The organism is Chromobacterium sp. W521 (genome assembly GCF_052805975.1).
In genome coordinates this window covers 195,669-209,985 of record NZ_JBRBAF010000003.1, presented here as the reverse complement: position 1 = coordinate 209,985, position 14,317 = coordinate 195,669, and the positions used below count along the sequence as shown (strand labels likewise).

Genomic DNA, 14,317 nt, shown 5'->3' with positions numbered 1-14,317 from the left:
GCCCCGACCGAAGCCGAGGCATGACTATTACCAAATCATGAAGTCTTACAGGCGCGAGCTCTTGAGCGTCAAATCAGACCGACAAGTAGGACGACTGCTTCAGACCCCGGCAGAACTCCGCGAAGAACAGACTGCGCTCTTCGCTGCTGAGGTCCGCCGCGCGCGATTTGGCTTCGTAACGGTTGAGGATGTCTTCCGGCGACAGGTGCACGTAACGCAGCATGTCTTCGATGGTGTCATGCTCTTCCACGCCGGAGAACTCCAGCTCGCCGCCGTCGCGCACATAGACGTTGACCGAGTCGGTGTCGCCGAACAGATTGTGCATATCGCCCAGGATTTCCTGATAAGCGCCCACCAAGAACACGGCGATCAGATACTCGTCGCCCTGCTTCACCTCGTGCACGGACAGGCTGGATTCAATGCTCTGCTGGTCCACGTACTGCTTGAGCTTGCCGTCGGAGTCGCAGGTCAGGTCCTGCAGCACCGCGCGGCGGGTGGGCTGCTCGTTCAGACGGTGCAGCGGGGTGATCGGCAGAATCTGATCGATGGCCCAGGTGTCCGGCAGGCTCTGGAACACCGAGAAGTTGCAGAAGTACTTGTCGGCAAGGCGGTCGGTCAGTTCGTCGTACACCTGACGCTGCGAACGCTGGCTGGCTTGCAGCTGGCGGTGCAAGCGGCGGCACAGGGCGGCGTGCACGTCTTCCGCCAGCGCTTTTTCCTTCAACGACAGGCGGCCGGAGGCGTAAAGGTCGGTCACTTCCGACGCATAGTGGCTGGCGCGGTAGTAAATTTCAGTGACCAGATCGTCGTCGTTGAGCTGAACCAGCTCAAACAGCTTGCGCACCGGCTGCGACAAGGCGGCCAGGTCGGCCACCTGCGGCACTTCGTCCGGCAGGCGCTCCACATCGGTCACGTTCATGATCAGCACCGCGTGGTGAGCGGTCATCGCGCGGCCGGATTCGGACAGGATGCGCGGATGCGGAATGCCGTTCTCGCCGCAGAACTCGGACAACATGGACACGATCACATGCGCGTACTCGTCCATGTCGTAGTTGATCGAGCTGTCGTTGCGGGAATGGGTGCCGTCGTAATCCACGCCCAGGCCGCCGCCCACGTCCACGTGATCAATGGGCAGGCCCAGCGCGCGCAGTTCCGCGAAGTAGCGGATGGCCTCGCCGAAGCCGCTGCGGTAATCGCCGATATGGGCGATCTGCGACCCCATGTGGAAGTGCATCAGGCGCACGCAATCGGCCAGGCCGGCGGCGGTCAGCTTGTCCGCGGCGGAAATCAGCTGGCCGGCGGACAGGCCGAACTTGCCCTTCTCGCCGCCGGTGTCCGCCCATTTGCTGGAAGCCAGCGAGGACAGGCGCACGCGCATGCCGATATTGGGACGGATGCCCAGCTTGCGGGACTCATCGATCACCAGTTCGACTTCCGACTCTTTCTCGATAACGATGAATACTTGATGGCCCAGGCGCTCGCCCATCAGAGCCAGGCGAATGTAGTCGCGATCCTTGTAGCCGTTGCAGACGATGGTGCAGCCCTTGGGCGACAGCGCCAGTACCGCCATCAGTTCCGGCTTGGAGCCGGCCTCCAGGCCGATGGACACGTCCGGCGTGGCGATGATGCTCTTCACCACCGCTTCTTGCTGGTTGACCTTGATCGGATAGATGGCGGTGTAACGATTGCCGTAGCCTTGTTCGGCGATGGCCTTGTCGAAAGCCGCGCACAAACGGGTGACGCGGTCTTGCAGAATATCGGGAAACCGCACCAAGAGCGGCAGGTCCAGGCCCTTGCCGGACAGCTCGCCCACCAGGCGATGCAGGTCGATTTCCTTGTTTTGGCGCACATTCGGACGCACAACGATATTGCCGTTGGCGCCCATGTCGAAGTACCCCGCTCCCCAATGCCGGATGCCATACAACGCCCGGCTATCAGCCACAGACCAAGCCATGAGTTTTCCCCTCAAGAACTGACGGAAAGCCCTGAACCCCGCGCGGTGGGTGGACAGGGATTTCCAAAGGACGCGCCCAGGCCGCCGCCGAAAAGCGATGAGCCAGCCGCAGGAGCATCCTTATGATGGATAACCCCGCTCCTTAGTGCGCGGCTTTCGGGCTGAACAGCTTTTATGTGGGCCTGGGATGTCGGAGCGAAACAATTGAATTGTAGGTTTGCAAAGCTGCAAACGAGCGCGGATTGTAACAACATCACGCTGCTTGACAAGTAAAAAAATGTATAAAAATCCGCATGTCCAATTTAATCGACAAGCCCGCGCCGGGTAGCCCGGCAAGCCTTGTCCGGCAAGGCTTGAGCAAAAACAGCCCCCTATATTTTCCTCATGCCGGCCAGCGGCCGTTTCTCCGGGCGAAGGCCTTGTTGTTCGGACAATGGGCTTGTCCAAAATATTCAACAACAACGTGGCCCAGCCCCCTAAGCCGCCCTCTAAAAAAACCACAGCGCGATCTGGCTCGCCAAGCCTCGCCAGACAAGGCTTTTAAGCCAAACACGGCATGTTTTTTCAAATCTGCGCCACGCGCCGCCACCAGCCGCGTCGGCTCTGGTTACAATGCCCCGGTCATCACTAGCCGCAAGCACGAGCCAGCCCATGCGCGAGCATCACCACGATTTTCTGTCCTGGACCATGAACCCCGCCTCCTCGGCCTCCGCCGAATGGCTGCTCCACTCCGGCGTGCGGGCGCGCTGGCTGGACTACGGTGTCGTAGAACTGGAGCCCGTCGACGCCGCCGACGACTCCCTACTGCTGTCCAGCGGCGTGCACGGCAATGAAACCGCGCCGATAGAGGTGCTCAACGCCATCCTGGCCGATATCGCCGGCGGCAAGCTGACGCTGCGCTGCCGGCTGTTGGTGATCTTCGGCAATCTGGACGCAATGCGGCTGGGCAAGCGTTATCTGGATTACGACATGAACCGGCTGTTCAACGGCGCTCACGCGCGCCAGCCGGACGCGCGCGAAGCGGCGCGCGCGGCGCGGCTGGAACAGGCCGCGGCGGGCTTCTTCGCCTCCGCCCGCGGCCGCCGCTGGCATTACGATCTGCACACCGCCATCCGCGGCTCCGTGTTTGAGAAGTTCGCCATCTATCCGTATATCCACGAACGCCCGCACAGCCGCGAGCAACTGGCCTGGCTGAAAAGCTGCCAGGTGGAAACCGTGCTGCTGCACAGCCAGCCGGCCAACACCTTCAGTTACTTCACCAGCCGCCACTGCCAGGCGGACGCCTTCACGCTGGAGCTGGGCAAGGCGCGGCCGTTTGGCCAGAACGACCTGTCCCGCTTCGCCGGCATCGACCAGGCGCTGCGCCGGCTGCTGTCCGAGCCGGAACAAGAACTGCCCGGCTACCGCGACGGCGACCTGCCGTTGTTCCAGGCCAAGTACGACATCGTCAAACACAGCGAGGCTTTCCGCCTGCACCTGGCCGACGACGTGGAGAACTTCACCGCGCTGCCGGATGGTTTCCTGATTGCCGAGGACGGCGAGCACCGCTACGTGGCCGTCGGCGGCGAGGAGCGCATTCTGTTTCCCAATCCCACGGTCAAGCCCGGCCTGCGCGCCGGTATCGTGGTGGAGCCGGCGCGCTTGCCTTAGAGCTTGTTCAAAGTCTGCCGCGCTTCGTGAAGCCTTGCACGGTGAGTACCAGCTCAAAATGCTCATGTACCACTCGACCATTCCGCTTTTTCGCTCGTTTTCGCCTTGTCTCGCTCTTGCTCGCGAGACTTTGAACAGGCTCGTAGATCCGCGCGCAAAAACGCCGCAACCTCGGTTGCGGCGTTTTTCATTCCGGCAGGATTGCCCGCCACGCGCGGCAGCTCAAGCAAACTCGGCGGCGGCCACCCTCGCCACCGCGGCAATCACCGCGTTGCGCTCATCCATCATCGCCGGCGATCCCCAGTAAAACACCGACAGCAACAACGGCGACTTGCCCGGCCGCCAGGCCACGGCCACATCGTTGGCGGCGCCGTGGCCGCCGCTGCCGGTCTTGTCCCCCACCCGCCACTCCGCCGGCAAACCGGCCCGGATGCGCAGGTTGCCGGTGGTGTTGCCCAGCAGCCAGTCGTTCAACAGCCCGCGCTGCCGCTCCGGCAATAACGGGGAAAACAGCAAGGCATGCAGATTGGCCGTCATCGCCGCCGGCGTGGTGGTGTCGCGCGGATCGCCCGGCTCGGCGCGGTTCAGTTCCGGCTCGATCCGATCCAGACGAGTCAGGCCATCGCCCAGCGAGCGGGCGAAACGGTTCACTTCCTGCGGCCCGCCCAACTCCTCCAGCAACAAATTGGCGGCGGTGTTATCGCTGAAGCGCATCGCCGCGTCGCACAGGTCTTTCACCGACATGCCCTGCTCCACATACTGTTCGGCGATAGGCGAATAATCGATCAACTGCTCCCGCCGGTAACTGACATGGCGATACAACAAGTCCGGCTGCGTCGCGCTGCGTTGCAACAGGGCCCCCACCAGCAGCAATTTGAAAGTGCTGCACATCGGAAAGCGCTCATTGGCGCGATAGGCCAGGCTCCGCCCGCTGTCCACCTCTTGCGCGAACACGCCGATGCGGCCGCCCGCATTGCGTTCCAGCTCCGCCAGCTGCCGCGCCGTCGGCGCATCACCCGGCACTCGCAAGGGCGGACGCGCACAACCCAAAATCAAAGGCGAGGCGGCCAAGGCCGCCAGCAAGGCGCGCCGCTGCGCGAAATAATCCATAGTTCCATCCCCAGATCGGTATGACGACGCGGCCGATGACACGGCCGGCCATCACGGTTTAGTTCCCCCGATGCGCATTGTCCTTACCCGCAAAATGACAATGAACTAAAATGTAGTACCTATTTTTTTGGCTTGAATTCATTGCATCGACACGCCAAAGCATCATGGACAGATTCAAGCAGCTTTAATGAATCATTAAACAATCGAATGACAGAAAAAATCCAGCTCAGTTCCGCATGCCGATCCGGCGGCGCATCGCCGGCTTTCTGGGCCTCAGCCTGACCCTGTCTGCCTCCCCGGTTCAAGCCAAAGCCCCGCACCGCTATCGCCATGCCAGCGCGCCGGCACAGGAGCGGTGGCTGGAACACTGCCACACCAACTCCGACAGCGTAGAGGTTCACAGCCCAGCCCGTCCCCGTTCCGCCAAAGCGCCGGCCGGCGCCTGCGCGCTTTGACGATACGGCGTTGAGCAAGCGCTCAACCCGGCTCACACCAGACAGCCGGCAAACACCAGATACACCGCGCCCGCGCCCAGCAGCCAGCGGCCGTCCACGCTGCCGCGGCGGAACAACAGCCACAGCCCTGCAATCGCGGCCATCGTGGCCAGGCCGGACCACAGCAAGACGCTATCGAACATCCATGGGGTGAAGAACAGGCCGAAAGCGCTGGGAATCGTCGCCTGAATCATCATGGCGCCGGAAATATTGGCCAAGGCCAAACGCTCCTTGCCCTGACGCAGCCAGATCAAGGCATTCATGATTTCCGGCAGCTCGGTGGCCACCGGGCTCAGCAGCAAGGCCACCAAATGCGGCGCCACGCCCCAATGACCGGCCAGCGCTTCCAGCTGCGCGACAAAGCCGTGCGCCGCTACCGCGATCACCGTCAGGGCCAACAAGGCCTGCGTCGCCGCCCAGCCCAGGCCGCCTCCGGCGCGCAGCTTCAAGGCTTCCAACTCCTCCTCTTCCGGCGCGGTGTCCGCGCTGCGGATCTCGCGCCAGACATAGGCGGCGTAAGCGGCCAGAAACAGCACGCCCAGCCAGGGCTTGACGGCGAAGGCCACCAGGCCCAGCGCCACCTTCAAGGCGAAGACGAACATGAAGGCCAACTGGTCGCCGGCCAGCCGACGATGATCGACGCGCAGCAAATAATCGCCGCGTCCCAGCCGGCTGCGGTTGCGCCACAGGGCAAAGCCCACCACCGCGTAAGCCAGCGTGGCCAGCACCAGCGGCCCGCCCAAGGCCGCGCCGACGCCGATGTCCTTATGTTGCGGCGTGTCGCCAAAGGCCATTGCGGTCAAAGTCACCGCGCTCTCCGGCAAGGCGGTGCCGAAAGCGGCGAGCACGGTGCCTACGGCGCTGGCGCCCAGGTTCAGGTGGCGTCCACACCATTCGATGGCGTTGACGAAGTATTGACAGGATAGATAGATCAGGACGGCTAGGCCGAGCAGAAACAACAGGGTCAACAGCATGGATGGTCTTGGGCCGGGCAAGCGAATGGACAATGGCGCAACGATGCGGCTTGCCCGGCGGCAAACGCATCGTGGCCAAAGGTCTCGCTTGGCGGCGCCGGCAATGCCGGCCGCTGACCGCGCCATGAGGAAAGCTCCTCAAGTTTGTTGACGCGGCCTCTTCGGCGGGGCCGAAGATGGCTACTCCCCAATGACAACGGCGCCATTGTGCCAGCCCGGACTCAATGGCGCAAACCTAGTCTCTCGTCATGCGGAGCCGGAGGCGCTTGCCCGCCTCCGGCCTGTTTGCCGGCCGGCTAGCGGCGGAACCACTCGCGCTTGGCCAGCGCCGCCTCCACCTGTTCGCGCTTGAGCAAGGCGTTGCGCATGCCGTTTTGCGCCGCCAGCGGCAACTGGTCGCCGTAGTAAGGCGATTGCGGCTGGCTGCTGTTGCCGTAGGTATTGATCACCTTGGCGCGCAGCGGCCGGCCAAACTCCACCAGCGCGGTAAACGTGTCGCCGAAGATGGCGCGCTGGCGGCCGTCGCTATCGCCGATATAGCTGAAGGTGCGGAAAGCCCCCAGGCCCTCGGCACCGCCGCTGGCCGGCTGGTCCAGCCGCGCCGCGCCGCCGGCGGGGCCGCGCCGCAGCCGGTACACCTCGCCAAAGGCGACGTCCAGCGGCACGCCGGCTTGTTGCAACCCCTGGGCCGCCGCGCCCAGCTTGCTCAGCGCGAAACCGGCGTCGCGCAGGCCGGCCGGCGTGCTGTAAGGCTGCGCAGGGTCCGCCTTCTGCCGGTAAGGCAAGGCGTCTTCGCCGCCGGAGGCCGCCACCCAGGCGGCGAACAGCACCGCGCCCTTGCTGGCGGCGTCGCTGCGCCGGTCCCATTGGGCCAGCACCTGCGCCGCGGCAATCAGGCCGGCGTCGCCGGAAGCGCGCGCATAGCCGATCAAATCGTCCAGCACCCGGTCCGCCAGCAGCAGCCGGGTGTCGTGCTTGGCGCTCAGCAGCGTATCCAGCGTGAAGCTTGGAGTCTGCTCGATCAGCTCGATGCCGCGCTGTTCGCGCAGCAAGGGCGAGATCCGCGGCGACAGATAAGCAGCGTAGGCGGCCGGGTCCAGCGCCGGCTTGCTCATATACCAGGGCGCGCTGTTGGAGTTTTGCACCCAGCCGCTGGCCGGATTCGTCGCCTGCGGCAATTCGTCCAGGCGCAGCGCCTGGCGCCAGATCAGATCGCTGCGGCTGCCGTCCACCGGCTGCGCCCAGAAGGCGGCGTCGCCGCCGGCTCGACGCGGGGTCAGGCCGCCGAAGGCCGCCCAGATATTGCGCTGGGCGTCGGCGTAGATAATGTTGTGGTAAGGATTTTGCAGCCGCGCCACCACCTTGCGGAAGGCCAGGAAGTCAGGCGCCTGCGCCATGTCCCACCATTGTTCCAGCACGCCGGGGGTCTGCAGCTGGTCGACGCCGACGATGCGTAGCGCGTAGCTCTGGCCGTCCTTTTCGAACACCGGGCCCTGCTCGGCGCGGCGCAAGGTCAGTTGCTCGGCTTGCAGGCTACCGTCCGGTTGGCGGATATACAGGGTTTCGCGCTTGGTTTCGAAATCGCGCGCCACGCCGTCCAGCAGGTATTGCCGGCCGCTGAGCTTGAGTTGATAGAGGTCGCAGCCGTCCTGGGTGTTGACGGTATGCACCCAGCCCAGCCGCTGGTTGAAGCCGATGCGCATCACCGGCAGGCCCACCAGGGTGGCGCCGTAGATATCGTATTCCGGGCTCTTGAACTGGGCTTCGAACCAGGTGTGGCTGCCGCCCCACAGCAAATGCGGGTTGGCCAGCAGCATGGCGTTGCCGGAACGGCTCTTGGCCGGCCCCAGCGCCCAGCCGTTGGAGCCGCCGATCAGATTGATGGGCGTGGCCACCGCGTCCGGGTAGATCAGCGAGCAATTGGCCGCGCCGGTGGCGGTGGCGCCGCTCAGATAGCTGAAGAAGATGCGCAGGGTGTGGGCCAGCACGTCCTCGCTGCGCACCGGCAACACCGCGCGCGCCGCCGGGCTCAGGCCGCCGCTAGCCGCGGCCTGGTCGTTGACGCCGGCGACGAAGGCGTCCAGGTAGGCGCGCATGCGCGGGCTTTGCTGTTGCAGCCATTGTTTGGAGCGCTCGGGGAAACCCATGGCGCGCACTAGGCGGTCTACTTCCGCCATATTGCTGGGAAAGGGTTCGCCGGCCTCGAACACCGCGCCGTAGTACTCAGCGCCGCGGCCGCGGCCCTGGGCGTACAGCCTCAGCAGCAACTCCGGATGCGCCTGCATCTGGGCGCGGCCGAAGGCGTAGGCTAGGCTGTCGGCGCGAGCGGCGTAGATGTGCGGCACGCCGCTGCGGTCCCACAGCACCTGGCTGCCGCGCGGCTTGCCGTCGTCGTCCAGTTCGCAGGCCGTCAGCAAGGACAGCATGGCGATGCCCAATAGGGCGAGGATCAAGCGTTTCACTACCCTTCCTCCTTTCAATGCGTTCATGGCGCTGCAGCCACAGCGGCTCCCCTGCTCCTGCAGCCTGGCGAGTGACTCAAGTGATGCGCCCTTAGTCGCTTGTTGGGTGCGAAGACAAACACGAATCCGACGCGCCCCAGGTCCCTTCAAGACTGCCGACGGGTGCCAGGCCCGAGGTCTTAAGCGGCTGCTTTGTCTGAGCGATTTGACGTTAGCAAATCGCGAGTTCAGCCGCGCCTCGGGTCTGACGGGCCCCGGCGGGAAGCCGCAGGCCAGGCTTGCAGGGTGGCCTTTAGGAGTGGAGAGGATATTTGGCCAAGCAAATATCCTCTCCCTGCTCGCCGGGCAGCCCCGGCAATCAAAACCATCATCCGCGCAGCGGATGCCTCATGCCCCTAGTACCAGCGAAACACCCGCGCGCCGCTGACGAAGCCGGCAATGCCGATCAGCGTAAGCACCACCGCGGAACGGGCGATTTCCAGCACCCCGGCGCCCTCGACGAAAATCATGCGCATGCCGTCGGCCAGTATCGTCAGCGGCAGCACCTCGATCACCGACACCATCCAGTCCGGAAAATGCTTGTAGCTGAAGAAGATGCCGGAAAAGATCACCAGGAACAGAATGGTCATCTCCAGCAGGCCGTTGGCGGTTTGCGCCTTGGTGGCGCGCGAGGCGGCCAGGATGGCGATGCCGGCGAAGCAGACATTGCCGGCCAGCAGCAGCACGATGAAGGGCAGCGCCCCGCCCTGGGCGTGCACGTCGAAATAACTGCTGGCGAACAGATACAGCACCAGGGTCTCCAGCAGGCTGAACACCAGGCAGGCCAGCACATGGGCCAGCAGGAAATCGGTCTTGCGCATCGGGGTGATGCGCATCTGCCGGGTGACGCGGGTGGCGCGCTTTTCGATCAGCGACCAGCCGACGGCGATCAGGCAGGTTTCCATCACCGCCATCGCCACCAGGCCGGGCACCAGGAAGTCGATATAGCGCAGGCCGGGGCTGTCCAGCACCGACATATTCTTGTCCACCGCCTGGCTTAGCGCGTCCGGGTCGTCGCCGAGGAAGAAGTAAGTCAGCAGCGCCTCGTTGTTCTGCGGGTCCAGGTAGTAGATGCGTTTGCCGCTGTCGGCGCTGGGCTCCATGAACACTTGCACGTCGCCGCGCTTGAGGCCGCGCAGCACCGATTCCCGGTCCGGGTAGTACTGGAAGCGGTATTTCATGCGGATCAGGTGACCGCGCTTGATCTCGTCGGCGTTGATGACGCTGGACAGCGGCTGGTTGCGGGCTTCCACCTTGCTGATCCAGGCGCGCACCGCGGCCTGTTCTTGCACATTGGCCGGCAGCACCACGCCTATGGTCCGTTCCTTGATTTCGCCGCCGGAGAAGGACACGCCCAGCAACCACACCAGCAGCAGCGGGAAGCCAAAGGACCAGAACAGGATTTGCGGCTCGCGCAGGTATTGGCGGAATTGGGTGATGATCAGATTGAGCAAGGCGTTATTCATGGAAACCTCGGCCGGCCAGTGACAGGAATAAATCATCCAGCGTTTTTTTGCGCACGATGATTTCGTCGATGTCGATTTGTTGTTCGCGGATGAACTCGGACAGGCGGAACAGGAAGGCGGAGCCGTTGCGCACCAGCAGCCGCGCCTTGGCGGATGCCTGGTCGTAGCTGTAGCTGATGATGTTGTCCTTGTGCTTGGGTTCGGCGCCGCCGGCGCCGCTCTTCACCCGGTATTCCACCACTTCGCCCGGCTCGTGCGCCGCCAGCAGTTCATCCAGCGTGCCCTGAGTCAGGATGCGGCCCTGATGCATGATGCAGATGCGATCGCACAGGTATTCGGCTTCTTCCATGTAGTGGGTGGTCAGCAACATGGTGGAGCCCAGCTCCTTGTTGAGCTTGCGCAGGATATCCCAGGTGCCGCGCCGCACTTGCGGGTCCAGGCCGGTGGTGGGTTCGTCCAGAATCAGAATTTCCGGCTGATTGAGAATGGAGATGGCCAGGGCCAGCCGCTGACGCTGGCCGCCGGACAGCCCTTCCACCATGACCTTGCGCTTGGGGATCAGCTCCACCAGCTCCAGCACCTCGTAGGCGCGGCTGCGCGGCCGGCCGTAGAAGCTGGCGAACAGGTTGACGGTTTCGTCCACCCGCAGCTTGTTGATGAACAAGGATTCCTGCAGCACCCCGGCCAGCCGGTGGCGCAGATAGCTTTCGTCCTGCTGCCAGCTGCGGCCCAGGATGCGGATGGAGCCGGCCTCCGGTTGCTTCAGCCCCTCCAGCATTTCCACCAACGTGGTCTTGCCGGCGCCGTTGGGGCCCAGCAGGGCGACGAATTCGCCGCGGTAGATGTCCAGCGACACGTCGTTGACCGCGGTGTAGTCGTTGAAGCGCTTGGTCACCGATTGGAATTCGATGACTTTTTCTCTTGTTGTGGCTTGGTGCATTTCACTTTCCGTAGGAGCCGAAGGAGAACCTAAGCAGCGGAAAACCCCGCGCAGCCGCAGGGCTTATCCGCCTCTTTTCACTGCCGCAGCCCTGTCAAACGAGTTGATAACGGTCCGCATCCTTCAGGAAAGGAAACTGAGCGCGCACATCGTCCAACTGCGCGCGCGACAGCTTGGCCTGATACACGCTTTCCAGCTGGCGGCCGTGGTAGAGGGTGTCGCCCAGCGGGTCTATCAGCATGGAGTCGCCGCTGTAGCGGATGTCGTTGCCGTCCACGCCCACGCGGTTGACGCCAATGACGAAGGCCTGGTTTTCTATCGCCCGCGCCGGCAGCAGCGTTTGCCAGTGCTTGGCCCGGCGTTCCGGCCAGCTGGCGATGTAGAGCGCCAGGTCGTATTGGCTCTTGTTGTTGCGCGACCAGACCGGGAAACGCAGGTCGTAGCAGACGAAGGCGGCCACGGACCAGCCGTCCACCTTGACGATCAGCGGCGCGTCGCCGGGGGTGTAGTGCTCGTGCTCGCCGGCGAAGCTGAACAGATGCTTCTTGTCGTAGCTGAACAGGCTGCCGTCTGCCTTGGCCCACAACAGGCGGTTGTAGTAGCGGCCCTGGTCTTGTATCGCCACGCTGCCCACCAGGTCGGCGCGTTTGGCGCGCGCGGTGTCGCGCAGCCATTGCACCGCCTTGCCGTCCATGGTTTCGGCTATCTTTTCCGGCCGCATGCTAAAGCCGGTGGTGAACATTTCCGGCAGCACGATCAACTGGCTGTCGTTCACCGCGCTCAGGTGGCGCTCCATCCGCTGCAGGTTCTGATCCACCGACTCCCAAGCGATGTCGCTTTGCACCAGGGTGACGGCTAAGTCTTGATTTGGCATGGTTTGCTTTCCCAATGGGTCAATATCACTTCGTTGTGGTCGCCGCGTTCGCGGCTGCTTTGGCGCACCAGCACTTCGCCGCCGTCGTCGGACAGATACCAGCCGGTGCCGCTGATCTTGCGCCGTTTGGATTGATAGGCCACCACCCTCGTCCGCCGCGGCTGGCCCAGCAGGTCCAGCGTTTCGTCCGGCAGCCGCTGATAGCGGACTTCGTCGATGTCGAAGTGCTCCAGATCCAGCACCCGCAGCGTGGCCTCGGACCCACCGCCGACGAGAAAGCGCTCGGCGGCGTCTTCGCTGCTGGCGTCGAAATCGCCCAGCTTGAAGCGGCGCACTTCCAGCTGACCGTCGTGCAGGCGCAGGGTCAGCACGCCCTGACGCAGCCGGCCCTTGATCACGGTCTTGTCGCCGTCCTCGTCGGAGACGCCGGCGTAACGGCACAGGCCGTCGGCGCCGAAGTCCATGCTCTCGTCCGATTGCAGCGAGTAGTCGAACCACAGGCCGCTGCAGCGCAGGTCCATGCGGTTGCTGACCTGCAGCACCGGCAGATCGTCCAGCCAGCCGCGGCGGCGCTCGGTGCGCAGCCGGCCTATCGGCTCGCCGTTGCTTAGCACCTGGTAGTCCAGCAGCAGTTCCGCGGCCGGTGGGGACCTCGAAAAACCTGCTGCGCGGTCCGATAGCTGCGTTGCTCCGTTGGCGTGCGAGGCGACAGCCTCGTTCAGCCACAGGCTCCCTCGCTGTACTCCTTGTACTATCTCGGTCGCTGCGCGCGGTGCGTCTTGCTCTCGAACCGCTCGCGACGGTTTTTCGAGCTCCCCCGGCGCTTCAATCAGCGCTTCCTCGTCGGCCAGCATCTCAGCGCACCGCCGCCGCGTCGCTCAGGTCGGCATCGTACAGGCTCTCCATATAGCCGCCGGCCATGCTGGTGTGACGCTTGATTTCCGCCAGCGGGGTTTGCGCCGACGGGGCGTTGAGGAAGCCCACCTTGCACGCGTAGTCCAGATAGCGCCCAAACAGTGCCTGGTCCGAGTCCGGGCAGCGGATGTCGGTATTGGCCAGCAGTTCCTGGATCTCGCTGGTGTCGTACTTGGCGTGTTCCTTGCAATCGCTGCCGTCGTAGAAGATGGCCATCAGATCGGTGAAGGTGGAACGGTAGCCGGCGCCGCCGCGGTGTATGCGGCCTTCCTGCAGCGCTTCGAAGTACTCCTTGGACGGCACGTCGCGCAGGATGTAGCCGTAGCCGCGCAGGCGGGCGACGATACCGTCGTAGCTGATCGGGCGCGGATTGGTCAGGTTGTAGGTGCGGCGATTGCTGGATTGCAGATTCATCGCCGCGAACAGCGTGGCCTGGGCCACGTAGTCCACCGGCGAGATATCGAAGGCTTCGTCGGAGGCGAAGGTGAGCCCGGTTTCCACCAGCGATTTGAGCATCTCGTAGTAAATGCCCTTGACCTTGGTCTGCTTCAGCGGGTAGCAGCCGGTCCGGCTGTCGCCCCAGATATTGCCCGGACGCACGATGACCCAGTTCAGGCCCCGCTCGCCGGCTTCGTGCACCATGCGCTCGGCGGTGAACTTGGAGCGCTCGTAATCCATGTTGACGAAGCCCTGGCCCACGTCCAGATCGGTTTCGCGCAGCACGAAGTCCGGCTGATACAGCTTGTCGCCCACCATGCTGAAGCTGGAGGTGAACACCAGCGGAGCCTTGCCGGCCAGGCACAGTTCGATCAGGTTGGCGGTGCCGCCCACGTTGACCGGGGCGATCTTGTTGTAGGAGGCCACCAGGCTGACGTTGGCGGCGCAATGCAGCACCAGGTCCGCCAGGTGGGCCAGGTCGCGGTAGGCGCTGGCGTCCAGGCCCAGCATGGGCTGGCTGATGTCGCCCAGCACCGGAATGATGCGCCAGGCCTCGGTGGACAGCTTGCGGCCTTCATCGTAGCAATACAGCACGTCTTCGATGCGGGCGCGCGCGGCGTCCTTGTTCTCGGCCCGCACCACGCAATAGACGTTGGCGTCGGTGGTGGCCAGTATTTCCTGCAGCAAACGGCCCCCCAGCACGCCGGTGGGGCCGGTCAGCACGATGTTCTTGACGCTGGTCTTGGCTCGGTAATCCATGACTTCACCTCTGATTTGGGGGACCTCGAAAAACCTACCGCGTGGCCCGAAAGCTGCGTTGCTCCGTGCTCGCTACGGCTTTTCGAGGTCCCCTTTGGTTGATTCCAGCCGGGGCCCGGCATAGCCGGCCCCCGGTTCTGCGTCTCGCGATGTTGTAGAACCTGATCCAAGTCTCGCGAGCTAGAGCGATACAAGGCGAAACCGGTTTCAACGCCGTATCGGCGAAGCGGGGCAAGCCTTGG

General features: G+C 63.9%; 11 protein-coding genes and 1 riboswitch. Of the genes, 2 read left to right on the top strand and 9 right to left on the bottom strand.

Translation table 11 applies throughout. The features are described 5' to 3' along the window. Positions 1-73: 73 nt before the first annotated feature. On the bottom strand, positions 74-1,954 hold the full coding sequence (gene speA, locus ACUXV1_RS05585; RefSeq protein ID WP_081554640.1) for an arginine decarboxylase: 1,881 nt from the start codon (positions 1,952-1,954) through the stop codon (positions 74-76). Positions 1,955-2,605: 651 nt separating this feature from the next. On the opposite strand from speA, the gene astE reads away from it, so the two are divergent. Then, positions 2,606-3,604, top strand: coding sequence for a succinylglutamate desuccinylase (gene astE / locus ACUXV1_RS05580; RefSeq protein WP_143330167.1), 999 nt, complete (start codon positions 2,606-2,608; stop codon positions 3,602-3,604). Positions 3,605-3,826: 222 nt separating this feature from the next. Here astE and bla read toward each other — a convergent pair whose 3' ends face one another. Next, positions 3,827-4,714 (bottom strand): class A beta-lactamase, encoded by an 888-nt coding sequence (gene bla, locus ACUXV1_RS05575; protein WP_043641653.1) that lies wholly within the window; start codon positions 4,712-4,714, stop codon positions 3,827-3,829. 236 nt (positions 4,715-4,950) lie between these two features. On the opposite strand from bla, the gene ACUXV1_RS05570 reads away from it, so the two are divergent. Continuing rightward, positions 4,951-5,169 (top strand): DUF3761 domain-containing protein, encoded by a 219-nt coding sequence (locus tag ACUXV1_RS05570; RefSeq protein ID WP_043641652.1) that lies wholly within the window; start codon positions 4,951-4,953, stop codon positions 5,167-5,169. Positions 5,170-5,201: 32 nt separating this feature from the next. On the opposite strand, the gene ACUXV1_RS05565 is transcribed toward ACUXV1_RS05570, so the two are convergent. The 7 genes from ACUXV1_RS05565 to ACUXV1_RS05535 form a co-directional block, all read right to left on the bottom strand. Then, entirely contained in the window at positions 5,202-6,182 is a 981-nt protein-coding gene (locus ACUXV1_RS05565; protein WP_446015021.1) for a sodium:calcium antiporter, read from the bottom strand. Positions 6,183-6,238: 56 nt separating this feature from the next. Continuing rightward, positions 6,239-6,383, bottom strand: a riboswitch (yybP-ykoY riboswitch). Between the two features lie 95 nt (positions 6,384-6,478). Continuing rightward, complete coding sequence (locus tag ACUXV1_RS05560; protein WP_446015019.1) at positions 6,479-8,644, bottom strand: penicillin acylase family protein; 2,166 nt, start codon at positions 8,642-8,644, stop codon at positions 6,479-6,481. Positions 8,645-9,039: 395 nt separating this feature from the next. Continuing rightward, positions 9,040-10,149, bottom strand: a complete 1,110-nt coding sequence (locus ACUXV1_RS05555; RefSeq protein ID WP_081554634.1) for an ABC transporter permease — start codon at positions 10,147-10,149, stop codon at positions 9,040-9,042. Continuing rightward, positions 10,142-11,089, bottom strand: a complete 948-nt coding sequence (locus ACUXV1_RS05550; protein ID WP_043641647.1) for an ABC transporter ATP-binding protein — start codon at positions 11,087-11,089, stop codon at positions 10,142-10,144. The genes ACUXV1_RS05555 and ACUXV1_RS05550 overlap by 8 nt, the downstream gene beginning before the upstream one ends. Before the next feature lie 94 nt (positions 11,090-11,183). Further along, the gene (locus ACUXV1_RS05545; RefSeq protein ID WP_081554632.1) at positions 11,184-11,963 is read right to left on the bottom strand and encodes an amidohydrolase; all 780 of its coding nucleotides are present in this window, start codon (positions 11,961-11,963) and stop codon (positions 11,184-11,186) included. Next, positions 11,945-12,577: a hypothetical protein gene (locus ACUXV1_RS05540; protein WP_156039073.1), complete on the bottom strand. Its 633-nt coding sequence runs from the start codon at positions 12,575-12,577 to the stop codon at positions 11,945-11,947. Before ACUXV1_RS05540 ends, ACUXV1_RS05545 begins: the two co-directional genes overlap by 19 nt. A 241-nt stretch (positions 12,578-12,818) precedes the next feature. Continuing rightward, positions 12,819-14,075, bottom strand: a complete 1,257-nt coding sequence (locus tag ACUXV1_RS05535) for a thioester reductase domain-containing protein (RefSeq protein WP_043641643.1) — start codon at positions 14,073-14,075, stop codon at positions 12,819-12,821. Positions 14,076-14,317: the final 242 nt, after the last annotated feature.

Bases quoted from the DNA above. Each gene is read 5' to 3' on its own strand.
- astE (WP_143330167.1), top strand. From the start codon at position 2,606: ATGCGCGAGCATCACCACGATTTTCTGTCCTGGACCATGAACCCCGCC.
- ACUXV1_RS05545 (WP_081554632.1), bottom strand. From the start codon at position 11,963: ATGCCAAATCAAGACTTAGCCGTCACCCTGGTGCAAAGCGACATCGCT.
- ACUXV1_RS05550 (WP_043641647.1), bottom strand. From the start codon at position 11,089: ATGCACCAAGCCACAACAAGAGAAAAAGTCATCGAATTCCAATCGGTG.
- speA (WP_081554640.1), bottom strand. From the start codon at position 1,954: ATGGCTTGGTCTGTGGCTGATAGCCGGGCGTTGTATGGCATCCGGCAT.
- bla (WP_043641653.1), bottom strand. From the start codon at position 4,714: ATGGATTATTTCGCGCAGCGGCGCGCCTTGCTGGCGGCCTTGGCCGCC.
- ACUXV1_RS05570 (WP_043641652.1), top strand. From the start codon at position 4,951: ATGCCGATCCGGCGGCGCATCGCCGGCTTTCTGGGCCTCAGCCTGACC.
- ACUXV1_RS05565 (WP_446015021.1), bottom strand. From the start codon at position 6,182: ATGCTGTTGACCCTGTTGTTTCTGCTCGGCCTAGCCGTCCTGATCTAT.
- ACUXV1_RS05535 (WP_043641643.1), bottom strand. From the start codon at position 14,075: ATGGATTACCGAGCCAAGACCAGCGTCAAGAACATCGTGCTGACCGGC.
- ACUXV1_RS05555 (WP_081554634.1), bottom strand. From the start codon at position 10,149: ATGAATAACGCCTTGCTCAATCTGATCATCACCCAATTCCGCCAATAC.